This window comes from Alistipes finegoldii DSM 17242 (genome assembly GCF_000265365.1).
GTDB classification, from domain to species: domain Bacteria; phylum Bacteroidota; class Bacteroidia; order Bacteroidales; family Rikenellaceae; genus Alistipes; species Alistipes finegoldii.
Genome location: NC_018011.1, coordinates 1,192,469 through 1,216,893 on the forward strand (window position 1 = coordinate 1,192,469; position 24,425 = coordinate 1,216,893).

General features: G+C 60.0%; 17 protein-coding genes and 2 tRNA genes. 7 read left to right on the forward strand and 12 right to left on the reverse strand.

Features of this window, described 5'->3' with window-relative positions:
• Positions 1–49 precede the first annotated feature (49 nt).
• The 8 genes from ALFI_RS05395 to ALFI_RS05430 all read right to left on the reverse strand — a co-directional run bounded on the left by ALFI_RS05395 (position 50) and on the right by ALFI_RS05430 (position 12,478).
• Positions 50–1,009, reverse strand: coding sequence for a DUF4999 domain-containing protein (locus tag ALFI_RS05395; RefSeq protein WP_009597105.1), 960 nt, complete (start codon positions 1,007–1,009; stop codon positions 50–52).
• A gap of 84 nt (positions 1,010–1,093) precedes the next feature.
• Entirely contained in the window at positions 1,094–2,263 is a 1,170-nt protein-coding gene (locus ALFI_RS05400) for a DUF1735 and LamG domain-containing protein (RefSeq protein WP_014775076.1), read from the reverse strand.
• Positions 2,264–2,289: 26 nt separating this feature from the next.
• On the reverse strand, positions 2,290–3,411 hold the full coding sequence (locus ALFI_RS05405) for a glycoside hydrolase family 18 (protein WP_014775077.1): 1,122 nt from the start codon (positions 3,409–3,411) through the stop codon (positions 2,290–2,292).
• Positions 3,412–3,439: 28 nt separating this feature from the next.
• Complete coding sequence (locus ALFI_RS05410; protein WP_009597092.1) at positions 3,440–4,966, reverse strand: SusD/RagB family nutrient-binding outer membrane lipoprotein; 1,527 nt, start codon at positions 4,964–4,966, stop codon at positions 3,440–3,442.
• Positions 4,967–4,979: 13 nt separating this feature from the next.
• The gene (locus tag ALFI_RS05415; protein ID WP_014775078.1) at positions 4,980–8,276 is read right to left on the reverse strand and encodes a SusC/RagA family TonB-linked outer membrane protein; all 3,297 of its coding nucleotides are present in this window, start codon (positions 8,274–8,276) and stop codon (positions 4,980–4,982) included.
• A gap of 176 nt (positions 8,277–8,452) precedes the next feature.
• Entirely contained in the window at positions 8,453–9,421 is a 969-nt protein-coding gene (locus ALFI_RS05420) for a FecR family protein (RefSeq protein WP_014775079.1), read from the reverse strand.
• A gap of 106 nt (positions 9,422–9,527) precedes the next feature.
• The gene (locus ALFI_RS05425; protein WP_014775080.1) at positions 9,528–10,139 is read right to left on the reverse strand and encodes an RNA polymerase sigma-70 factor; all 612 of its coding nucleotides are present in this window, start codon (positions 10,137–10,139) and stop codon (positions 9,528–9,530) included.
• 14 nt (positions 10,140–10,153) lie between these two features.
• Positions 10,154–12,478, reverse strand: a complete 2,325-nt coding sequence (locus ALFI_RS05430) for a glycoside hydrolase family 20 protein (protein ID WP_014775081.1) — start codon at positions 12,476–12,478, stop codon at positions 10,154–10,156.
• A 189-nt stretch (positions 12,479–12,667) separates the two neighbouring features.
• Here ALFI_RS05430 and nadB point away from each other — a divergent pair, with 189 nt between their 5' ends.
• Together nadB and ALFI_RS05440 are read left to right on the forward strand one after the other, a co-directional pair.
• Complete coding sequence (nadB, locus tag ALFI_RS05435; RefSeq protein WP_014775082.1) at positions 12,668–14,227, forward strand: L-aspartate oxidase; 1,560 nt, start codon at positions 12,668–12,670, stop codon at positions 14,225–14,227.
• A 64-nt stretch (positions 14,228–14,291) separates the two neighbouring features.
• Positions 14,292–15,875, forward strand: a complete 1,584-nt coding sequence (locus ALFI_RS05440; RefSeq protein WP_009597160.1) for a peptide chain release factor 3 — start codon at positions 14,292–14,294, stop codon at positions 15,873–15,875.
• A 182-nt stretch (positions 15,876–16,057) separates the two neighbouring features.
• Here ALFI_RS05440 and ALFI_RS05445 read toward each other — a convergent pair whose 3' ends face one another.
• The 4 genes from ALFI_RS05445 to ALFI_RS05460 all read right to left on the reverse strand — a co-directional run bounded on the left by ALFI_RS05445 (position 16,058) and on the right by ALFI_RS05460 (position 20,759).
• Positions 16,058–16,774 (reverse strand): pirin family protein, encoded by a 717-nt coding sequence (locus ALFI_RS05445; protein ID WP_014775083.1) that lies wholly within the window; start codon positions 16,772–16,774, stop codon positions 16,058–16,060.
• Between the two features lie 96 nt (positions 16,775–16,870).
• Positions 16,871–17,971, reverse strand: coding sequence for an acyltransferase family protein (locus ALFI_RS05450; protein ID WP_014775084.1), 1,101 nt, complete (start codon positions 17,969–17,971; stop codon positions 16,871–16,873).
• Positions 17,972–18,143: 172 nt separating this feature from the next.
• Complete coding sequence (locus ALFI_RS05455) at positions 18,144–20,240, reverse strand: KamA family radical SAM protein (RefSeq protein WP_014775085.1); 2,097 nt, start codon at positions 20,238–20,240, stop codon at positions 18,144–18,146.
• A gap of 444 nt (positions 20,241–20,684) precedes the next feature.
• A tRNA-Pro gene (locus tag ALFI_RS05460) sits at positions 20,685–20,759 on the reverse strand.
• Between the two features lie 80 nt (positions 20,760–20,839).
• Here ALFI_RS05460 and ALFI_RS05465 point away from each other — a divergent pair.
• From ALFI_RS05465 to rpsT, 5 genes are all read left to right on the forward strand, one after another.
• A complete protein-coding gene (locus ALFI_RS05465) occupies positions 20,840–21,994 on the forward strand; it encodes an ABC transporter substrate-binding protein (RefSeq protein WP_014775086.1) in 1,155 nt (384 codons plus the stop codon).
• Positions 21,995–22,011: 17 nt separating this feature from the next.
• A complete protein-coding gene (locus ALFI_RS05470; RefSeq protein WP_014775087.1) occupies positions 22,012–23,019 on the forward strand; it encodes an iron ABC transporter permease in 1,008 nt (335 codons plus the stop codon).
• Between the two features lies 1 nt (position 23,020).
• A complete protein-coding gene (locus ALFI_RS05475) occupies positions 23,021–23,785 on the forward strand; it encodes an ABC transporter ATP-binding protein (RefSeq protein ID WP_009596677.1) in 765 nt (254 codons plus the stop codon).
• A 100-nt stretch (positions 23,786–23,885) separates the two neighbouring features.
• Positions 23,886–23,957 (forward strand) — tRNA-Glu (locus ALFI_RS05480).
• A gap of 207 nt (positions 23,958–24,164) precedes the next feature.
• Complete coding sequence (gene rpsT / locus ALFI_RS05485) at positions 24,165–24,416, forward strand: 30S ribosomal protein S20 (RefSeq protein ID WP_009596675.1); 252 nt, start codon at positions 24,165–24,167, stop codon at positions 24,414–24,416.
• Positions 24,417–24,425: the final 9 nt, after the last annotated feature.

The following is a 24,425-nucleotide window of genomic DNA, read 5'->3' on the forward strand; positions in this document are numbered from 1 at the left end:
CGGTCTCGGACCGGGCGGCTTCCCCTCAAAAACTATTCAAAGCCCACCTCTATTTGGAATAAACATAAATCTCGGAGCTGAGAGGCGCCGACCCATACATATGCCAAATTATATAACGAGCGGTTATCGGCGCGATAAACGAAACATACTGCGTTCCGGCAGGCGTCATCGACAAGCCCTCTTCAGGCGTTACGAGTTTCCACCCGGCCCCGTCATCGCTAGTATAAACAGCACAAGAACTCATCGCATAAGCCGCACCGTAAGCACTGAACGTCTCCAATCCGGTAACAGTCTTTGTAGCGCCCATGTCGATCTTTACACCGAGATGGGGAGTATTGAACCATATATAATCTCCGGTATTCCCATTGATCAATTTAGGTTGATGGGCTCCCCAGTCTGCATTATTATCATCCACATTGGTAGCATAAACCGACCAACCGCTGTAATCCGCAATCCGGCTGCCCGAAGGTTTCACGCCGGCCTGTATATCCATGGATTTGGCTTTGTTTATCTGAACGGACAGCTCCTTCTGTTTCGAAGAAATACGCAATTGTCCGGAAACAGGCTGCACCGATCCGATCCCGACCGTCACTTTGTAGGTGGCAGCCTCCTGCGGAACAAAACTCCAATCCGTCCTGAGATCCATCGTATCTCTGGCTGCCAACTCCCCGGCAGGAATCACGACGGCACCGCCTTCGCGGAAAGTAACGATCTCCTCCGGCATATCGCCTTCGATCGTATAAGCGAACTTCACGGCGACATCCGACTTCCATGGTTTGGCAAGACAAACCGCAAACGGCATCGAGACCTCCGTATCGCCTGCAATTCCCAGAGACGAATGCGTCTGATTGAACTCCAAAGAGCCGACACCGAGCTTCAGACGTTCCAAATAAACATAGTCGGCCGTCCATTCGTCTGTTGCAGACTCATCGTCGTCGCATGCGACAAAACAACCCGCAACCGCAGAAACGAGAACTCCGGCCAAAAGATATTTCAATTTTTTCATCATAATGTAATCGTATTTAACAAACAATTTGAATGAACCGCATGGCGGCAGGCACGCACCGGGCGCGCCTGCGCCATAATTACGGGATTAAGGCCACGGCGTTTCCGTATCGGTGGACTTGATGCCGGCAACCCACGTCGGGGTCTTGGACGTCTTCAGCGTATGCCCGTTGCCCGTGCAGTCCTCGAACGTATTGCCCTCGCCTTCGTTGAAGCGCCAGTAAGCCTCCAAGCCCTGCGATTTGGCGCTGGTCGTGGTCATGTTGTTCTGCACCTGCGCTTCCGTACGGCATACCGACCAGATACGCGCCTCGGACATCAGTATCTTACATCCGCTCCACCACGAATCGCCGGTTCCGTGTCCGCCGCCGGCATCGCCGCCGAACCAGTTGGCCGATCCGAAGTTGGGATCGCACACGCCCTCCTTGCTTCCGGCAAAAGTACCGTTGACATAGAGGGTCACCTTGGTTCCGTCATAGGTCAGCGCCAGATGTTGCCATTTGTTGGGCGTGAACGACAACGACGGATTGAGATACCAGCCGTCGCCTTGGAACTGCACCAGCGAATGGGCCTTATGGTCCGAAGTGTCGTTCTGCGGGTCCTCGAAGCGCAGCAGCACCGAACCGCCGTTGGTAAATACGGCACGGTTGCGGTTGGCCGTATTGCTCACTTGGAAACGCACCTCGACCGTAAACTGCGGAAGCGTCAAGGGGAAACCGTCGGCGGCAAGTCCCGCGCCGCCGACGAACATCGGGAGCGACGAGACGACGATCGCTTCGGTCGTAATCACATAGGTCGAGGTCACCGAGGTCACCGGAACCGACCCGTCGGCGCTGACAAGACGCAGCGGCAGGGCATAGCTCTCGCCGACATACTCCTTGGGCAGCGGCTTGATATGGATCTTGGTTGCAGGAGCGCTGAATTCTCCGGCCTTGATCGTCACTTCGGAGTCCATCTCGTAGACCTCTTCGGGCAGTACGAGAAAACTCGAAGCCTGCTTCTGGTTGTAACGGTCCAGCACCTCGGAATCGACCACGAATTTCAGCTTTACGTCTTTCGTTGCGGCCTCGCTCAGGCAGGCCGTGATTTCGGCGTCGGCGCCCAGTTCCGTAATGGTCACTTTCGTGCTTTTATTCGACGCGCTCTCGCTGACGAAGGCGTGCACTCCGAGCGTATCGTAATCGGCATCGTTGCAGGCCGAGAATCCCGAAACGAGCGCCGCGAGACCGAGAACTGCTGTTTTAATGCTGTTTTTCATCTTTTTCTTGCTTTTGGTTGTTCGGACTAATTGACTGCGGGGTTCTGCGCCTGAATTCCGGTTCGCATCCATTTGTAGGAGGGTTTGTTCACCGCCTCGTTGCTGAACCGGTAACCGCCGAAACCGCCTTTGCGGAAGCCGTTGACGGGCTGCCATCTGGCCATTCCCAGCAACGACGGGCACTCGGCCTTGTCGAGTCTGGTTCCGTTGCGAAGCGTCCAGTAATAACCGCCGTTCAATGCGTCGATGGCGCTCTCCATGTTTTCCGTGACGATGAAGCGCTTGGTGATCTCCTCCTCGGACATGTATTCGCCGAAGTTATTGATTATCTGCCTCAGGCGAGAGTCCATATTCGATTCGCTCTGTCCGGCATTGGGCGACGGAGTGCCGCCGGAAACCGAATAGGCCTGTCCGATGAAATAGTCGAAATAAGTCGCCGCGCTCACAGGAACCTTCCAGAGTTCGCCGTCGATAACGAGCATTTTACCCGAATTGGACTGAGGGCCGAGGTGCTTGCACAAAATATCGAGGAACCATCTCACATAAGTATCGTTTTCATCGAGTTTGCCCACAACTCCATCGACATTCGGTTCGAAATCGATATCCAGACCGTCGTAGTTGTACTTGTAAATGGTATCCGCGATAGCCTGCGCATATTTCTCCATCGAGGTCTTGATGGCCGCTTCATCGTCGTCCACCCAGCCCCAGAACGCTTCGCGGGTCGCTTCATCGACATCATATTCGGCAGGAGTGAACCCCTTGCCGACATACTGGATAAAGGTACACATCAGCACTTTGGTCCCTTTCTTCTGCTGCACCATGCGGAGATCTTCGATCTTGCCCTGCGAAAGGTTGCTCGAATTGTCCCACAACGAGACCATATCCATACTGTCGGGAAGTCCCATCAGCATACTGGCCGTCAGAACGGCAGGATCGCCCCAGCCGCTGAACCACCCGAACGAAATCGAGTGATCCGTCTTTTTCCACTCGCGCAGAGCTTGGTAGTAGGATTCGGGGCGCGAGGTCTCGGTATTGCCGTAATCGACCTTCTTTTCGGCTTCGACCTCCGTCCAGTCGCTGCAGTTGGTAAACGCAGTCGCGAAAAGCAGCGCCGCCGCCAATGCCCATATATTTTTCTTTATGTTCATAATGTATGCTTTCGTTTAGGTTTCGACACTATTTTTTCTTCGTCCAGAAAAGATCGACCGACTCGTTGTCCGTACCGCCCAGCAATGCCACCGCCTTGTCGTAATTGCTCTTGTTGAGGTTACGCTCGGTATAGGGATAGCGCAGCCGGCGCAGGCCGCGGAAGTTGTCGGAGATAACGCCGCCGCTGAGGTTGTCGATGGCCGGCGCCAGTTCGGGATAGCCCGTACGGCGGAATTCGGCCCACGCTTCGAGTCCCATCGGGAAGTTTGCGATCCATTTCTGGGTGATGATGCGCTCCAGATTCTTCTCCGTACCGTCCGCGTCGTTCCACTTGATCTTGACGTCCGTCTGACGGTCGTAGTTGTACTTCGCGCCGCGCGGATCGTTCAGATGTCCGGCGGGAACGAGCGTTTCATCGGCCAGATAGGCGTCGATGTCCTCGCCCGCCACGCCGTTCTGCTCCATCGACAGACGCACGCCGGCTTCGTAGTAGGACTGCGCCGTACCGCCTACGGTCCACTCTCTGAGCGCCATCTCGGCGCGCAGGAAATTGGTCTCGGCGGCCACGAAAATCGGCAGCGACGAGCCGGACTGCACGTTGGGCAGCGAATAACCGCTTACGGCCGATTTTTCGAATCCGGCCGTACCGGCGCGCATGCCGATATAGCGGGTGTTGTCGAAGGTCGATTTCTGGAAATAGGCTTCGCAGCGGGGATCGTCGTACCCGGTCATGTAATCGACGATCGAAGCATTGATTCGCAGGTCGCCCCACGACGCCGAAGCCAGCTGATAGGGATTTCCCTGCACGCCGGGACTCATCATGGCGTTCTGGGCGTTGGTCTCGATCAGGCCGGCGGCATGGCCGCAGGCGCTCTCGGCGGCCTCGCGGTCGTTTGAGCGGATCGCCGCACGCAGGCAGAGCGAGTTGGCCAGACGCGCCCAAGCCGTATAGTCGCCTGCGAAAATCGGATCGTTGTTAGCCAGCGGTTTCGACGCCGGATACTCCTGCGCATAGGCGTAGAGCGTGGTCGCCGCACCCGCGAGGTCCTCGATGATATGCTTGTAGACATCCTCCGCCGAGTCGTACTCGACATAGAACGAGCCGTCGGCTACCTTGCTGTAGGGGATCGGGCCGTAGCAGTCGGCGACGCGCATCATCACGGCGGCGCGCACCAGACGGGCCATCGCGTAGTAGTGGCCCGACTTGCTGGTCGATTTCTCGATGTCGAAGAAGTTGGCGTAAATATCCTCGAACATCGTATTGTACGGCGTGGCGTTCCATGCGTCGGACGCATTGAACGTATCGAAGTTCTGACCGCCCCAGCGGTTCGACAGCGTGAAATATCCGCCCAGCGAGCCGACCATCTGATCGACCATCTGCGAGTCGTTCTGCTGCACGTACATCATGGCGTCGAGCATGGTGGGAATCAGCACGGCGGGGTCTCCCTTGTAAAGGGCATAGGGATCGGTGTTGTACTCGTCGAAATTGCCCGTACAACCCGCAAAACCGCATACCGTCAATAAGAGGCAGGTAAGTTTAATGATATTTTTCATAGCTTTGGTTCGGTTAGAATTGCAGTTTCACGTTAAAGCCGAAATTGCGCGTGCTCGGCTGCATGAAGTAGTCCACGCCCTGATAGTAGGCGTTGTCCGTCGCCGCCGAGATTTCGGGGTCGAACGGCGCCTTGCAGTAGATCATCCAGAGGTTCTTGGCGACGAATCCGACCGTCAGTCTGGCTTTGTTGCGGAACCACCGCGCCGGCAGCGTATACTGCAGGCTCAGCTCCTGCAGGCGTACGTTGGTGGCGCTGTAGAGGTAATAGGCTCCGTAACCGCCCTCGGCCGTCGAAATCGCCGAATAGTACTTCTGGGGATCGACGGTGCCGTAGTTGATCGGAATGCCGCCGCGGTCGCGCGCGTCGGCCGTGGCCTGCGACGCGCCGTAGTAGTCCAGCACGCCCTGCGTGGCCGAGTAGGTCAGGCCGCCGATTCGGGCCGTGAGGACCGCACCGAGTTCGATGCCCTTGTAGCCGAAGCTGTTGCTCCAGCCCATCGTGTAGCGGGGCGAGAGCTGGCCCACCTTGCGGAAGTCGGTTTCGGCGATCGAGAGGTTGCCCGTCGAAGGATCGATCTCGATGTTGCCGTTCAGGTCGCGCTTAAGCTCGTGATTGACGTAAATATCGCTCATCGAACCGCCCGGACGCAGGATGACCTGCGGCGCCACGTTGCTCGCGCCCAGCCAGTCCTTCTGAATCTCGTTGTCGGTGATGGTCTCGCCCGTCACGGGGTTCACTTCGCCGGCCGCCAGCCGCTTGATCTCGTTGCGGTTGAGCGTAAAGGTGTACGAACTGCTCCATGTGAAGTCGTTCCACTTGTTGTTGTAGCCCAGCGCCAGCTCGACGCCTTGGTTCTGCACGTCGCCGGCCTGTACGACCACTTGGTTGTAACCCGACGAAGAGGGCAGCGGCGCATAGATCGTCTGGTGGTAAGTGTTCGAACGGTAATAGGTCACGTCGAGGTTGATGTGGTTGAGGAAACGGGCGTTCAGGCCGATCTCCCACGACTTGGTATCCTCAGGCTTGAGGTTGTAGGCCGGATAGGTCGAAGGCTTGCTCCAGTTGTGGGTCTGGTTGTTGAACGAGTAGGCCGGATTGGAGAGGTAACGGGCGAAAGCCGACGCCACCTTCGAATACGACCCGCGCACCTTGAGGAAGGTGAACCATTCGGGCATGTTCACCATGTTGGAAACCACGGCCGACAGACCCACCGAAGGATAGAAGAAGGACGAGTTTTTGGAATAGGCCAGCTGCGAAGCCCAGTCGTTGCGGCCCGTCACCGTCAGGTAGAGCATCGAGCGCCACCCCACCTCGACCGAAGCGAAGATCGCCTGCGTCTGGTCGTGCCACCCCTCCTGCAGGGGTTTGAACTTCTCCTGATAGTTGAGGTTGTTCATGGCGAAATGGTTGGTCAGCAGCAGGTCGCCCGCCACGCCGGCCTGCTCGTAGCGCTGGTCGTTGATCGAAGCGCCGATGTTGGCGTTGAGCGTCCAGTCGTCGCCGAAGGTCTTGTCGATGTTGAGCATCACGTCGCCGTAGAAACTGCGGTCGTGCTGCGTCTGGTCTTCGTAACCGCCGTTCGTTCCGCAGAAGGTGGTCAGCGTCGAGGCGTAGAGCTTCTGCTTGATGCGGTATTCCGAATTATCGACCCGCACGCGGCCCGAAACGTTCATCCAGTCGGTGATGTTCCACCGCAGCGATGCGTTGAGCATGTAGCGGCGCTTGCTCGTCTCGCGGTTCATGCGGTTCTGAATCCAATAGGGGTTCTGCAGCGAATGCGCGCCCTCGCCGTAAGGCCAGTACTGCACCATATAGCCGCGCACGGGGTCCCAGCGCTCGAAAAGGCGAATTTCGTCGAAGTCGTCGCTGCGCGGGAAGAGGTAGAGCGCGGGCAGCGGGTTGTAATACTTGCCCTGCGTCACCATGTTTTCGTCGTGCTGGATGATAAAGCTGGCGCCCAAGTCCAGTACGAGCTTGTCCTTGGCGAACGAGGTGGTATTGCGGGCCGTGAAGTTGTAGCGGTCGTACGTATTTTCGGGAATGATGCCCGCCGTATTGGTCGTCGAAGCCGAGATATAGGTCTGGTTCTTCTCGTTGCCCGTCGATACCGACACCGAGTTGATGATGTTGGTTCCCGTGTTGAAGAACTTCTTGGCGTCGAACGTGCTGGCATACTTCTCACCCCAGTTCATCAGCCCCGAACTGGTTCCGTAGCTGTTCTGCATGTCGGGCAGCCGGTAGACCTTCGAAAAGGTCGTACTGTTGCTGACGGTCACCACCGTACGGTCCTTGACGCCGCGTTTGGTGTTGATGACCACCACGCCGTTGGCGGCGTCGCTGCCGTAAAGGGCCGCAGCCGAAGGGCCGGTCAGCATGTTGATCGACTCGATGTCTTCGGGGTTGATATCCGCGGCGCTCTCCGAACCGGCCTGTTTGGCATAGGTGCCGCCGTCGCCGCCGAAGCTGTGGTTATACATCGGAATACCGTCGATCACATAGAGGACGTTGTTGCCCTTCTCGATCGACTTCTCGCCGCGCATCACCACGCGCGCACTGGCGCCGGGGCCGCTCGCACCGCTGTTGATCTGCACGCCGGCCACCTTGCCGACCAGCGAATTCATGAAGTTGGCGTCCTTGACGGTCGTCAGCTCCTCGGACTTGACCTGCTGCACGTTGTAGCTCAGGGCCTTCTCCTGACGTTTGATGCCGAGGGCCGTCACTACGACGTTCTCCACCGCCACAGCCGAATCGCGGAGCGTAATCCGGAAATCGGTGCGGCTGCCGACGGTCACATCGACCGGCTCGTAGCCCAAGTAGGTAACGGTCAGGACCGCATTTTCCGCGGGGGGGGGAACTTGCAGCGAGAAGGAGCCGTCGGTATTGGTCGAAGCTCCGACGGTCGTACCTTTGACGATCACCGAAGCTCCGATCACCGGCGCGCCGTCGGCGTCGGTCACCACGCCCTTCACGGTCACGGGCCTGCGGTCGGCCTTCGAAAGCAGAATGTATTTGCCGTCGAAACGGTAGACCACGTCTGTTCCGCGCACCATCTGCGCGAGCGCTTCCGAAAGCGGGCGCGCCTCCACATCGACGCTCACGACGCTGTTGATGTCCACGTCCTTGTTCGACAGGAACAAATAATTGGTTTGGTTCTCGATTTCATTCATCACACGCTCCATGCTGACGCCCGACAGACGGATCGTCACCGCATTATTCTGAGCGTATGACCGTGTGGCATAGAACGATGCGCACACGACAAAAAAGAGTGTAAACAGGCATTTAATTTGCTGAATACGTTTTTTGTTCATACTTTTGCAATTAGTTAGTTGTTAGTAGGCTGGGTAGCTGATTAACGGCCGACCGCGGCTTGCGGATGTTGCGACCATCTGCAAGTTTTTTTAATTTGCCCCGGACGACCGGTGAGGGTCATTGTTCGGCTCTTCTCATAGGCAGTCTTTTCGTTTTTTTCAGGTTTATAAATTGGTTATCGTATGACGATCGTTCCGTTGTCTTCGCTGCGCGTATAGGTGAAATCCGAGGCCATCTGCAACAGGCGCAGCGCCGAATCGACGCCGTCCGAAATGCGGATCTTGCCGTGGTTGTAATCGACCTCCGGCATCCGGGCGCGGTCGATCCGTATCTTCACGCCGAAGCTCTTTTCGAATTTGTGCATCAGCTCCCCGAACGAAAGGCCCTTGATGCTGATCATCCCTTCGGTCCAGAGGTAGTCGTCCATGCTGCCGATCGCATTCAGGTTCAGCCGCCGCCCCGCCAGCCGCACCTCCTCGTTGGGCTTGAGGACGAACTGTTCGCCGGGCGTCAGGCGGTTGGTCACCTTCACGCTTCCGCGCAGCAGGGCCGCCGAGAACAATCCCTCGCGCTCCTCGGCCATCACGTCGAATTTGGTTCCCAGCACCTCGACGTCGCAGGCGAACGTCTCGACCACGAACGGATGCGCGGGATCGTGCTCGACATCGAACATCGCCTCGCCCGCAACCTTCACGCGCCGCTCGCCCCCGGCGAACACCAGCGGATACTCCAGCCGGGTTCCCGCATTGAGCCAGACCTTGGTGCCGTCCTGCAACTCCATGCTCAGGTACTGCCCCGCAGGCACTTCGAGCGCCGTCGTCCGCCGCGTCCACTCTTCGATCCGGTCGTCGGCAAGCATCCGGGCCACGCCGATGCCGACGACCGCCACGGCGGCCAGCTCCGCGGCATAACGCACGATGCGGCGCAGCGGAATGCGACCCAGCGAAATGCGGCGCGCCGCCTTCTTCGCTGGCGCAGGCGACAGCACGTCGGGACCGTAAATGACCGAAGCGGCCATCACTTTGTCCAGCTCGTCCAATTCGCGCACATGCGCGGGATCGGCGTCGAGCCAGTCGAGCACCTGCTTCATCTCGTCATCGGTCGCCGTATTTTCCAAATATTTATAGATAAGTTCCGGATTCATCTCTCTCTTCGTCTGTTTCTATAAAAACGAATAAGTGCGCCCGATTCCCAATCAGACGCACTTGGATTTGCTAAAAAAATATTTTTAATAATTCACGCTCTCGAATTCAGGATCGCAAAATATTATCCGACAGCAACATAAGCAGCACGGGCAAATAATCCTTCAACGCCACGCGCAGCTGCTTCACGGCCTTTTCCAGTTCGAATTCGACGCGCCGCACGGTGATGCCGTACTTTTCGGCGATCTCCTTGTAGCTCAGCTCCTCGAAGCGGCGGGCGACGAACACTTCGCGTGTCAGTTCGGGCAGGCGGTCGAGCGACTGCCGCACGATCGCGGCCACCTCCGCCGAGAAAATCTCCTCAGGATTGAACGCCTGCAGCGACCGTATGTCGGCCGCCAGCACCCGCCGCCTAAGCTCGTACACCTCCTGCTCGATCTTGGCATGCAGGCTTTGGGCGCGCAGCCAGTCGAGGCATTTGTTGCGGACGATAATCAGGATATAGGCCTGCAGGTTGGCATCGGCGGGAATCCGGCCGCGGTTCTCCCAGAAGGACATGAAGCTGTCCGAGACGAGATCCTCGGCCACCGCCGCGCTCCGCACGTAGCGGCACGCGATCGCTTCGAACCGCGCGCGCCACGTAGCGAACAGGCGGCCGAATTCGGCCGTCGTCATCGCAACGGACTCGCGTCCCTGTATTCGCACGGCGGTCTTCTCCACGTCCACTCCCGGTTTTATTCTACGATGATTTCATCCACGAACATATGCGCCTTCTGTCCGGCCGCGCCGTGCCATGCCGGAATCGGATCGACCGTACGGGCCACCACGCGCAGGTAGCGGGCCGAGGTTTCGGGGAAGAGCACCTTGAACGGCTTGACGCCGTCGGGGCTGCCGGCCGTCTCCTGCGGCACGGACATCAGCGCCGCCTCGGTGAACTCGCTGCCGTCGTCCGAGAGGTAGACCCCCACCGACGAAGGCGGGAAAACCCACTCGCCCTTCTCGACCAGCGATTCGACGGTCACCGCCGAATAGGGCTTCGCCCCCTGCATGTCGATCGTAACGTCCAGCGGCTCGTTCAGGAACCCGATCCACGCGCCGTTCGAATAGACGGGACCTCCGCGGTAACCGTCCACCAGCAGCGAAGCGCCGCCGTAGGTATATTTGAGCGTCGGCGCGGCGTTCAGCGCGATGCGCCGTCCGGTCGCCTTGTTGAAATCGAATTTCCGCGCATAAACCGGCGTCTGCATGCCTTCGCGCAGGGCCGCGGCCTTGAACGTGCAGCTTTCGCCGATGGTCACCGGCGCCTTGTAAAGCGGACTCGAAGCCGTGGGATCTGAGCCGTCGAGCGTGTAACGGATCGGCGCACCGCCCTGTGTGGTGAGGGTCATCACGACGCCCCCCTTCTCCGGATCGACCGCATACGAAGCCGTCACCCCGAAGATATGCTTGGCGAACTCATATCCCATCTGAGAATAGATTTCGTCCATCCTGAAACTGCCGATGAAGCGGTTCCAGTCCTTCGTTTCGGGCAGACACCACTGCACCTCGCTCAAGGCGGCCAGACGCGGCAGAAGCATGTATTCGAGGTGTTCGTCGCTCAAGACGTATTCGGTCCAGAGGTTGGCCTGCACGCCGAGAATATGTTTCTGCTGTTCGGGCGTCAGCTCCGGGAACGCCGGATCGTACGAATAGACCTGCTCCATCGGTATGTAACCGCCGATTCCGAACGGCTCGGCGTCGGTGTCGAGCGACTGGTAGTAGTCGAAATAGAAGTGCGAATTCGGCGTCATGATGACGTCGTGCCCCAACTTGGCCGCGGCGATTCCGCCCTCGCTGCCGCGCCACGACATGACAACGGCGTCGGAGGGCGCCCTGCCTTCCAGAATCTCGTCCCAGCCGATGATGCGGCGGCCGTGCTGCGCAAGGAATTTGCCGATGCGGTCGGTCACGTAGCTCTGCAGGTAATGCTCGGCAGTATGCTCTCCGTCGTCCTTCAGGCCGAGCTGGCGGATCTTCGCCTGACAGCGCGGACACTTCTCCCAGCGCACCTTCGGGCACTCGTCGCCGCCGATATGGATATACTCCGAGGGGAACAGCTCCATCACCTCGGTCAATACGCCTTCGAGGAATTCGAAAGTCTTCTCCCGTCCGGGGCAAAGCACATCGTCGGCCACGCCCCAGCGGCCCCACACCTCGTACGGACCGCCCGTGCAGCCCAGTTCGGGATAGGCGGTCAGCGCCGCCAGCATATGGCCCGGCAGGTCGATTTCGGGAATCACCGTAACACCCCGGTCGGCGGCATATTTCACCACGTCGCGGATCTCGTCCTGCGTATAGAAACCGCCGTAGGGCGTACCGTCATAGGTTCCCCACTCCTTGCGGACCACAGTGGCCTTGCGGATGCTGCCCACGGCGGTCAGCTCCGGATAGCGCTTGATCTCGATGCGCCAGCCCTGATCGTCGGTCAGGTGCCAGTGCAGCGTATTGAGCTTGTGTATGGCCATCACGTCGATATACCGCTTCACTTCGTCCACCGAGAAGAAGTGGCGCGCCACGTCGAGGTGCATGCCCCGGTATGCGAACCGCGGCGCGTCGGCGATCTTCACGCAGGGCACCTCCCACGCCGCATCGGGCGCAGGCTCCGTGCCGTAAACCGCCGCAGGCAGCAGTTGTTCGAGACTTTGCAGGGCATAGAGGAAGCCGGGAAACTGCGACGCCCGCACTTCGATTCCCTCCCCGTCCACGTTCAGTTCATAGCCTTCGGCCGGGAGCGATTCGTCCGTGACGAAACGGATGCCCGACGCGGGCACCTCGTCGGCGACCGTGACGGGATTCGTCCCGCCGGTAACCGTCGCCAGCCGTGCGGCGAATCCGACCACGGCGCGCTGCGTCCGCTCGTCGGTGCGACTGTCACACGTAACGGGCCGATCGGTCACCCGATAGGTTCCCCGACCGGTTTCGAGATGATTGGGATAGGGCACGATCGCGATCTGCGGATCGTGCGAACCGCAGGAACAAAGAACTATTCCGGCAGCCAGAGTCAAAAGTAGTTTTTTCATAATTTATTTTGGGTAGCTTAAGGCAAAAATAGAGAAAAATTCCAAATATCGCCTGCCGGGCCGAAAAAATTACCGCTCCGGGGATCCGTTCCGGAGCCGTTGCCCCATTTTTCCGTACGCTTTTTCCGGCCGGAAATGGGATTATCGGGCATTTTTTATAACTTTGCGACGCTTAATGCTTGCAAAACTATGAAAACCGACTTTCTGGTTATCGGTTCCGGCGCGGCAGGCCTTTCGTTCGCGCTCAAAGCCGCCGCCCACGGACACGTCACCATCGTGACGAAGGGCGAAATGAACGAGTGCAACACCAACTATGCGCAAGGCGGCATCTGCTCGGTAACGTACGCCCCCGACACTTTCGAGAAACACATCCGCGACACGCTGGTCTGCGGCGCGGGCAAATGCGACGAAGAGGCCGTCGGACTGGTCGTGCGCCGGGCGCCGGAGCTGATTCGGGACCTGATCGAATGGGGTACGCGCTTCGACAAGACTCCCGACGGGCGTTTCGAGCTGAACCGCGAAGGCGGCCACACCGAGCACCGCATCCTCCACCACGAGGACCTGACGGGCGCCGAGATCGAACGGGCGCTCATCGAGTCGGTCCGCAGGCATCCCGGCATCACCGTACTCGAACACCGCTTCGCCATCGACCTGCTGACGCAGCACCATCTGGGCGAGTTCGTCACGCGCCACACCCGCGGCCTGACCTGCTTCGGGGCCTACGTCCTGAATCTCGAAACGAACGAAATCGAGACCATGCTGGCCAAATTCACCGTCGTCGCCACGGGCGGCTGCGGCAACATCTACTCCACGACCTCCAATCCGGTCGTCGCCACGGGCGACGGCATCGCCATGTGCCACCGCGCCAAGGCGATCACCGAAAACATGGAGTTCATCCAATTCCACCCCACCACGCTCTACAACCCCGGCGAGAAGCCCAACTTCCTCATCACCGAGGCCATGCGCGGCTTCGGAGCCATCCTGCGCCTGCCCGGCGGCGAGGAGTTCATGGACAAATACCACCCGATGAAATCGCTGGCGCCCCGCGACGTGGTGGCCCGCGCCATCTACCGCGAAATGACCAAGCGGGGATCGGACTTCGTCTACCTCGACGTCACGCACAAAGATCCCGACGCCGTGCGCAGCCACTTCCCCAACATCTACGAGAAGTGCCTTTCGATCGGCATCGACATCACCAAGGACTGGATTCCCGTCACTCCCGCGGCACACTACTGCTGCGGCGGCGTCAAGGTGGACACCAACGGCGAAACCTCCATCAAACGGCTCTACGCGCTGGGCGAAACCTCCTGCACGGGACTGCACGGCGCAAACCGGCTGGCATCCAATTCGCTGATCGAGGCGGTGGTATACGCCGATCAGGCGGCGCGCCACGCATCGTCGCTGCTCGACCGGGTCGAAATTCAGGAGGGCATTCCCGACTGGGACTTCGAAGGCACGCAGCACACCGAGGAGATGCTGATGATCATCCAGTCGAAGCGCGAAATGCAGACGCTGATGTCCAACTACGTGGGCATCGTCCGCTCGAACCTCTCGCTCAAGCGCGCCATGCGGCGGCTGGAAATCCTGTGGCAGGAGACCGAGGAGCTTTACAACAAAACCAAGCCCAACCGCGAACTGTGCGAACTGCGCAACATGATCGCCGTGGCCTATCTGGTCATCAAGCAGGGCCGCGAAATCAAGGAGTCGGTCGGCTGCCACTTCAACGCCGACTACCCGAAGGAGAACTAAGGATTGCCGCCGGCGGAACAGCGCCCGGCACTCCCCGCAATAAAACAGACACACATTCAGTTACATGACATTACAGGAAGAGATCACACGCCGCCGCACCTTCGCGGTCATCGCCCACCCCGACGCGGGTAAAACCACCCTTACCGAGAAACTGCTCCTCTTCGGCGGCGCCATCCACGTCGCCGGGGCCGTCAAGAGCAACAAGATCAAGAAGGGCGCCACTTCGGACTTCATGGAGATCGAACGCCAGCGCGGAATCTCGGTCGCCACGGCCGTGATGGGCTTCGAATACAAGGGCGCGAAGATCAACATTCTCGACACTCCGGGCCACGAAGACTTCGCCGAGGACACCTTCCGCACGCTGACGGCCGTCGATTCGGTCATCATCGTCATCGACGGCGCCAAGGGCGTCGAGTCGCAGACGCGCAAGCTGATGGAGGTCTGCCGCATGCGCTCGACCCCGGTAATCGTCTTCATCAACAAGCTCGACCGCCCCTCGAAGGAGCCGTTCGACCTGCTGGACGAGGTCGAAAAGGAGCTCAACATCCGCGTGCGGCCGCTGGCCTTCCCGATCTCGAACGGCCCCACGTTCAAGGGCGTATACAACCTCTACGAGAAAAACCTCTCGCTCTTCACCTCCGACGAGAAGCTCACGGCCGACGCCTCGACCGTCGAAATCTCGGACCTCGCCTCTTCGGAGCTGGAGGCCCAGATCGGCGACAAATTCGCGGCCCAGCTGCGCTCGGACGTCGAGCTGGTCGAGGGCGTTTACGACGATTTCGACCGCGGGGCCTACCTGCGGGGCGAACTGGCCCCGGTATTCTTCGGTTCGGCGGTCAACAACTTCGGCGTGCGCGAGCTGCTCGAATGCTTCGTGCGCATAGCCCCCTCGCCGTGCCCGGCCCCGACCGAAACCCGCATCGTGGAGCCTGCGGAACCCAAAATGACGGGCTTCGTCTTCAAGATCCACGCCAACATGGATCCCAACCACCGCGACCGCATCGCATTCCTCAAAATATGTTCGGGCACGTTCGAACGCAACAAAAACTACCTGCATGTGCGCAGCGGCAAGCAGCTCAAATTCTCGTCGCCGACGGCCTTCATGGCCGAGAAGAAGTCGATCATCGACTTCGCCTATCCGGGCGACATCGTGGGCCTGCACGACACGGGCAACTTCAAGATCGGCGACACCTTCACCGAAGGCGAAAAGCTCAAATTCACGGGCATCCCGTCGTTCGCCCCCGAACAGTTCCGCTATATCGAGAACGCCGACCCGCTGAAATTCAAGCAGCTCGCCAAAGGCGTGGACCAGCTCATGGACGAGGGCGTGGCGCAGTTGTTCGTCAGCTCCCTCAACGGCCGCAAGATCATCGGCACGGTGGGCGCGCTCCAGTTCGAAGTCATCCAGTATAGGCTCGAACACGAGTACAACGCCGCCTGCCGCTGGGAGCCGATCTCGATCTACAAAGCCTGCTGGATCGAGAGCGACAACGCCGCGCAGCTGGCCGACTTCAAACGCCGCAAGCACACCAACATGGCCGTCGACAAGCACGGCCGCGACGTCTTCCTCGCCGACACGAGCTACGGACTCGCCCTCGCGCAGGAGAATTTCAAGGATATCCGGTTCCACTTCACCTCGGAATTCTGACGCAGCGGCGCCGGGCGCAACACCCCTCCCGGCAAAACCCATCTTTCCGGCGCCTTCGCCGACCGACGCAAAAAAAGGGCTGTCCCGTGGGACAGCCCTTTTCCTTCGCACTCCCCTTCGGAAGCGTTCGCCGCACCCGAAGGAGGAAGGAATTTGCCGGAAAACTCCTTTGCTTCGTCTTGTCAAACCTCCATGGGAACTTCGATAATCAGCACCTTCGCGTCGGTTTCTCCCTTGATCGGGAACTCGTCCGCCCCGGTGATGCCCATGCCGTCGCGCGGTCCCAGCTCCTCGCCCGCCGCCTCGACGCTGCCTTCGATCACGAAGACGTAGGCGCCGTGGCCGCGGGTATTCATGCGGTATTCGACCACACGATCCTTGTCGAGGTCCAGCGTATAGAACCAAGCGTCCTGATGCACCCATCCCACATGCTCGCCGCCGCGGCCTTCGGGCGCCACGATCACATGCGGAACGTTGCGCTTGGCGGGCGCCAGCTCGACCTGATTGTAGCGGGGCGTGTGGTTCTGCGCGTCGGTCAGCACCCATATCTGCAGGAACTTGACCGGCTCGGTCTCGCTGGCGTTCATCTCGCTGTGCGTGATGCCCGTGCCGGCCGACATCACCTGAATCTCTCCCGGACGCAGGACTTTCATGTTGCCCATGCTGTCGCCGTGCCTGAGCGCGCCTTCCAGCGCGATCGACACGATCTCCATGTTGTCGTGCGGATGGGTTCCGAAACCCTCGCCCGGAGCCACGGTGTCGTCGTTCAGCACCCGGAGGGCGCCGAAATGCACCCGGCGGGGATCGTAATAGTTTGCAAAACTGAACGTATGGTGAGTCTGCAGCCAACCGTGGTCGGCATAACCGCGCGACTCGGCGCGGTGAATCGTCTTGTTCATAACGGGATTTTTTGATTTTAAACTTTAACGGACCGGGGAGCAAACTCCGCGCCAGTCGCACCTCCGCGCGGCACATTACGGAATCCGCAGATGCGACTACACTTTCAGAAAAACGTTCTTTCTGTAAAGGAAGTAGAGAAACAGCCAGCAGACGGCCACATAACCCGCACTGCTTATCACGGCAGCCACGGCCTCAGGGCATTTCGATGCGATGCCGCCGAGGAAGAAGTCGGATATACGTCCGAAGCCCACGATACGCTGGGCCAGATAAATCGTAATCGAATTGAGTCCGACGACACGGAAAAAGAGCGTCCAGCGGCGCCAGCCCCGCACGTCGATCAGGTAGTAAAACAGGGCGAACATCCCCAGCGAGTAGGCTCCCACGACGCATACGAAGGTGCTCGACCACAGTTTCTTGTTCACGGGCAGCACCCCGCTGAAGGCCAGCCCCGCCGCCAGCAGCGCCGCGGCCGCCGCGGCCATCCAAAGCGTCTTGCGGCCGCCCCGAATATCGCCGCGCCTTACGAATTCGCCCGTAAACATGCCCAGCATGGCTGTCACCACGGCGGGCACCGTGCTGAGCAGCCCTTCGGGATCGAACGACCCGTATATCAGCTTTCCGGGCAGGAACTGCCGGTCGATATAGCCTGCCAGATTCCCCTCGAAGGTCAGCGGCCCGGCGCCTGCGGCGTCGGGCGCCGCGACCAGCGCCGAAAGCGCTCCGTAACCGGCCAGCACCGCGACGGCGATTGCCGCACGGGTCTTCACGCCGAAATTGAGATACAGCACCGCGGCGATGCTCCACGCCAGTCCGATGCGTCCCAGTACGCTCGCGATCCGCAGATTCTCGAAATCGAGCTTGAACAGTCCGTTGTAAACCATGCCCAGCACGACGAGCGTCAGTCCCCGGCGGACGATCTTGGCATAGATGCGCCCTTCGGACATTCCTCCCGCACGCTGCTTGGCGACCGAGTAGGGAAAGCTGACCCCGGCAATGAAGAGGAACAGCGGAAAGATCGTATCGTGATGGGCGAAGCCGTCCCACGCGACATGGCTCATCGAAGCGGCTGCCGCATCGGTCACGGCCGAAGGCCACAAGCCGCACACGGCCACGACGAGCGACGCGAACCCCATGATGAAGAGCATGTCGAACCCGCGGAGGGCGTCGAGCGACATCAATCTTTCGGACTGTTTCATAATTCTGCCTGCACGAAAACCGGAACATGCCCCGAACGGCGCTCCGGACATCGGCGCCGGTCTTCATTTATCGTTCTTACAAAGATAATAAATATTCCTGATATATGCAACAGTTTCGAGGCCCGGCCGGAATCGCTTCCGCCGGGCCTCCTCATCGCTGTTTCGTACCGAATCACTCCAGTTCAAGGTTGCTCACCCGCCCGGTCACCCCGAACGGGAAATCGGGGTATACGTAAAGCCCGAACCGGGGTTCGGTCTCGCCGTGCGTATAGTTCCAGATGCTGGCGTAATCGTCCGCATCCTCGCCCATGTTTTCCAGCTGGCGCAGGTAGGCGGCCAGCGATTTGTTCTCGACGATATAGATTTCGCCCATCCGGTCGATGATCGGACTGTGGCGGCGCGTGCGGTCATGGTCGAAGCGCAGGATGCGCCTGCCTTCGGGCGTAATGCCCACCAGCCTGAACGACATGCTCTTGCCGATGGCCGGCAGGTTCAGCACGCTGCGGTCGGTCGCAAGGAACGGCAGCCGGTGTCTCTTCATAAAGCGGCGGAGCCGTTCGGCCGTGTCGCCGCCCTTCTCCAGCTCTGCATCCAGCTCCCCGGCCTGTTCGGGCGTCAGCCGGCCGTAAATCTTCTCCTCGTGCTGTTCCTGCAGCGACCGGCTGTTGGGCGTAAAGACGGCGTAATTCTCCTGAAACCCCTTCACCGAGAAGGTGTAGTAGCAGACCACGCCCAGCGCATTGAGCACCTGCCGCAGCCGGGTCGTATGCCCGCGGCGCGACGCCGCGACGGTATAGACCAGCTGGTTGGTGACGAGCCACCCGGCCGCGAGTATCCTGCGGATCGCCTCCTGCGCTTCGGGCGTCACCTCCAGCGGCGACTGGAAATGGGTCTGGATGATGAACTGCCGCACGCCGACGGCCGAAGCCTTCTGCTTGAACTCCCTGAGCACCTCCACCAATCCGTCGTCGATACGCATCGGCAGATAGGCCGGCAGGCGCGAACCGAGACGCACGCGCTGCAGTTCGGCGTATTTCTCGCCGTCGGGCCGCCCGGCGTTGGCCTTGCGCTTGCGGCAGGCCATGCGGTATACGGCCTCCAGTATATTGTGCAGCGTCTTGTTCTGGCTCATCAGGGCGTCCCCGCCCGTGATAAGGATGTCGCGCAGCTGCGTGTCTTCTTCGAAATAGGTCATCAGGCGGCGCAGCTTGTGGTCCCAGCTCTCCTTGGGCCGCAGGCTCTCGAACTCGAAGTTGAGCCGTTCGCTCTGAAAATCGTACATGCGCTGGCACGACGCGCACAACCCGCCGCAGGCGCGTCCCATCGTGTCGGGAATCAGGATCGCCACCTCCGGATAGCGGCGGTGGATATTGTGGCCGTCGGGCAGCAGCCACCCCGCGGCATTGGGCTTTCCGGCTTCGACGACGTCCTCCTTCTCCCACGCGCGGATGCTGCCGTAGGTCTCGACCAGCTGCGGCGAGTAGAGGATATAGCTGCGGATCGCCTCATCGCCGTATCCTTTTCCGGTCACGTCCAGCAGCGAGAGATAATAGGGCGTGGCGAAGAACGGCATCCCCTTCTTGCGGGCCTTCGACAGCAGGTACATGGTCTCCGCCGAAAGCGAATTGCCCAGAAAGCGGTTCAGCTCCGAGGGGCTTTTCACCGCCATCGCCAGATGAAACCTGAAATCGTTCCACCAGATGGCCACCTGACGGTATTTGTCTTCATAACTCATCCCCTCCGCGAAACGGAACCGCGAGGGCGTCGATTTGCGGTTCTCGATCTTCTGCACCAGCAGATGCAGCATGCGCTCCCTGTTGTCGGCCCTGATCTCCCGCACCTCGGCATCGAGTCCCGAAGGCCAGCGCTCGGAGCGGATGCGGACACGCTGCATCGAAAGCGGCGGCAGTTCCGCTCCTCCGAGACGTTTGAACAGGTAGAACAGGTCGATAAACAGGTCCGTGCGCATCTCCACATTCTCCAGACAGCCCGTAAGAAACTGCCACAACAGCGTCAGCGTCCGCACCGGCATCCGCTCGCCGGTAGACAGTTCATCGACCTCCCGCCCGTCGTAATCGATCAGCAGCCGAATCTGCTCGCCCGCATCGCCCTGCGCGGACTCCGAACGGGAGACCCACTCGCCCAGACGCCTTCGGAACTGCACGGCGTCGCCGCTCGCCTCGGCGGCGGCGACAAGTTCGGGTAACTCGTGACGGTAAAGCTGTCCAAGCTGGTAGAGCGTGAGCGCAAGCATTTTTCTTTGTTTCATAAGCTGTTGTTTTTCGTGTTAAGCATCTGTTGACAGGGGACCGCCGCAATCCCGCATCGCGGGCGTCGTCTCACGAAGTGCGGGACAGGCCCGGCGCGAAAAAAAATCGCAGAAATCCGCTGATCGCAAGAAACCCCGGCAAATTCCTCCGCATTTGAAAAACATTCCGGGGAAAATCGACATTTTTTCCGCCGCAAACATCCAGAATTGCTATCGAAGGGGTATAAAGGCAAAAATCTGCGGTCTGCACGACATGAATAATAACGGCCGCAACACGGGGTTTTGTGCAAAGATACGAAAAAAAATCGACATTCCCCGGCCCGGCGTCCGACGGCCCCGCCCCTTTTCCCCGTCGGCCGTGGCGTCAGCCGCCCGTTTCAGCCACTGCCGCCAAAACAAAATCAGCCGCCTATGTTTTCACATAAGCGGCTGACTCTCAGCTTGTCGGGGTGACAAGATTCGAACTTGCGACCACGCGCCCCCCAGACGCGTACTCTAACCGGGCTGAGCTACACCCCGTAGCGTTTCGGAGTGCAAATATAGTATATTTTTCACAAACCGGCACATTTCTGCAAGATTTTTTTCTAATTTTGTCCTCGATGAAAAGATTCCCGCCCCTCATACCGCTCCTGCTGGCGCTTCTCGGCACTGCCTGCGGAGGCTCCGCGAGCTACACTCCGGCCGATTTCACGACCGAAGTCTATACCCCTGCATACGCTTCGGGATTCGACATCCGCGGCACGGAACGCAATGCGGCGACGCTCGTCACCGTCCGCACCCCGTGGCAGGGCGGTAGCGGCGTCGAACAGCATCTGCTCGTTCTGCGCGAGGGCATCGAACCTCCCGCCGGTTTCGACGGCCAAATCGTGAAAGCCCCCGTACGCCATGTGGTCTGCATGTCGTCGAGCCACGTAGCCATGTTCGACGCCATCGGTCAGATACGTCGCGTCTGCGGCGTCTCCGGAATCGACTACATTTCCAACGCCTATGTCAACGAACACCGCTGCTGCGGCGAGGTCCTCGACGTGGGCTACGACACGAACCTCAACTTCGAGCGGCTCGCCGCCATGCAGCCCGACCTGATGCTGCTGTACGGCGTCACGGGCGAAAACACCGTCGTCACGGGCAAACTCCGCGAACTGGGCATACCCTATATATATGTAGGCGACTACATGGAAGAATCGCCGCTGGGCAAAGCCGAATGGCTGATGGTCGCCGCCGAACTCTGCAACGACCGCAGCCGGGGCGCCGAAACCTTCGGCGGCATCGCCGAACGCTACAGAGCCGTCAAAACCGCCGTCGCCGGTTCCGCACCCGCCGTCCGCCCCAAAGTGATGCTCAACACCCCTTACCGCGACACTTGGTTCATGCCTTCGTCGCGCAGTTTCATGATCCGCCTGATCGAGGACGCCGGGGGTGAATACGTCTACACGAAGAACGACTCGGACACCTCCGTCGCCGTAGACCTCGAAGAGGCCTATCTGCTGGCCAGCTCGGCAGACGTCTGGCTCAACGTAGGCCCGTGCAACACCCTTGCGGAACTGACGGCCCAGAACCCGAAATTCGCCGGCATCCCGGCCGTCCGCAACCGCATGGTCTTCAACAACAACCGCCGCCAGACCCCGGCCGGCGGCTCCGACTTCTGGGAATCGGGCGTCATACACCCCGATCTGGTGCTGCGCGACCTGAGCCTGATCCTCGGCGGCAAGCCTGCCGAAGAGGGAGAACTCCACTACTACAAACGTCTGGAATAACAAACACCCCGCTCGCAATGTCCGGACGCCGCACCGCCATACTTTTCACCGTTCTGTCGCTGCTGACCGCCGCGCTTTTCACGGCCGACCTGCTGATCGGCTCGGTCGCAGTGGCCCTGCGCGACATCTGGGCCGCGCTCACGGGCGGTTCGTGCGACCCGGCCGTGCGCGACATCATCCTCAAAATCCGCCTGCTCAAAGCCGTCACGGCGCTCTTCGCCGGCGCGGCCCTCGCCGCCAGCGGCCTGCAGATGCAGACCCTCTTCCGCAATCCGCTCGCCGGTCCCTACGTGCTGGGCATCAGTTCGGGCGCCGGTCTGGGCGTGGCGCTGTTCCTCTTGGGCGCGCCCCTGCTGGGCGTCTCGGCGCACTCGTTCGTCCAGTCGCTCGGCATCGCGGGCGCAGCGTGGCTCGGCGCGGCCCTCGTGCTGCTGATCGTCATGGCCGTCAGCCGCCGCATCAAAGACATCATGGTGATCCTGATCCTCGGCATGATGTTCGGTTCGGGCGTCAGCTCCGTGGTCGAAATCCTCCAGTACCTTTCGAGCGAAGCGGCGCTCAAATCGTTCGTCATCTGGACCATGGGCTCTCTGGGCGACGTCACGGGCGGCAACCTCGTCCTGATGCTCCCGGTCATCACCGCGGGTCTCGCGCTCTCCGTCGCCGTCATCAAGCCGCTCAACCTGCTGCTGCTGGGCGAAAACTACGCCCGCACGATGGGTCTCAACATCCAGCGCACCCGCACGCTGCTGTTCCTCTCCACGGTCCTGCTCGCAGGCACCGTCACGGCCTTCTGCGGCCCGGTGGGATTCATCGGACTGGCCGTGCCGCACCTCGCGCGCATGCTCTTCGCCAGCGCCGACCACCGCGTCCTGATGCCCGCGTCGATGCTTTCGGGCGCCGCCCTGCTGCTGGTCTGCGACCTTATTTCCAAATCGCTGGCCCTCCCGATCAACACCGTCACGGCCCTGATGGGCATCCCCGTGGTGATCGTCGTAGTCGTCCGCAACCGCAATCTCTTCTGAAATGAGCATCGCCCTTCGCCATATCACCCTCGCCTACGGCCAGCGCATCCTGCTGCGCGACGTCTCGGCCTCGGTCCCTCCGGGATCGCTCACGGCCCTGATCGGCCGCAACGGCACCGGCAAGAGCACCCTGCTGCGGACCGTCGCCGGTCTGGGCGCCGCCGCGTCCGGCGGGATCGAACTCTGCGGCAAACCCCTCGCAGCGCTCACCCCGCTCCAGCGGGCTTCGACCGTCAGCTTCGTCACCACCGACAAGGTGCGCATCGCCAACCTCGCCTGCGAAGACGTCGTGGCCCTCGGCCGCGCCCCCTACACCAACTGGATCGGACGCATGCAGGAGACCGACCGCGACATCGTGGCCCGTTCGCTCCGGCTGGTCGGCATGGAGGCTTTCGCCTGCAAAACGATGGACCGCATGTCCGACGGCGAATGCCAGCGCATCCTGATCGCCCGTGCGCTGGCGCAGGACACCCCCGTGATCCTGCTCGACGAACCCACCGCCTTCCTCGACCTTCCGAACCGTTACGAACTGGCGACGCTGCTGCGCCGTCTGGCCCACGACGAGGGTAAATGCATCCTCTTCTCGACGCACGACCTCGACGTCGCGCTGGGATTGTGCGACGCCGTCGCGCTGATCGACACGCCCGACCTGCACTGCCTTCCCGCCTCCGACATGGCCTCCAGCGGCCATATCGAGCGGCTTTTCGCCGGCGCCGGCATCTCGTTCGACCCCGCGACGCTGACGATCCGGCTCACAAAAAAGTAACGAATTCAATATTTTTCGGCTTTTTTTTTGTTCGACTCACTTTTTTGTTTACCTTTGCACCGCTAAAGTTACCCTTACAAGGGGCAGCAATAGTGGTAAAGGCCCATTCGTCTATCGGTTAGGACGCAAGATTTTCATTCTTGAAAGAGGAGTTCGACTCTCCTATGGGCTACTAACGAGGAGACCTGCGGGCCGGCACGAAACCAGAGAGGGGAGGGGAGGCGAATCCCGGAACTTCGGAAAGCCGCAAGGCGGACGGCGGCATGCGGATCTCTACGGGTGATACTTTTCGAGGAGCGGACCGAGCGTCTATCCACACGCAGCCACGGCTGTTTACCGATTTAGCAACTGAAAAAGTAAAAAATAAAAAACTGGAATTATGGCAAACCATAAGTCATCGAAAAAGCGAATTCGTCAGACGCTGACCAAGCGCGCCCACAACCGTCTTTACCACAAGACGGCACGCAATGCCGTGAAAGCGCTCCGCAACACCACGGAGAAGAGCGCCGCCGAGGCCCTGCTTCCCAAGGTAACCGCCATGCTGGACAAACTTGCAAAGCACAACATCGTGCACAAGAACAAGGCCGCCAACCTCAAAAGCGCCATCCAGCTGCACGTGAACGCGCTCTAAGCCACTTCG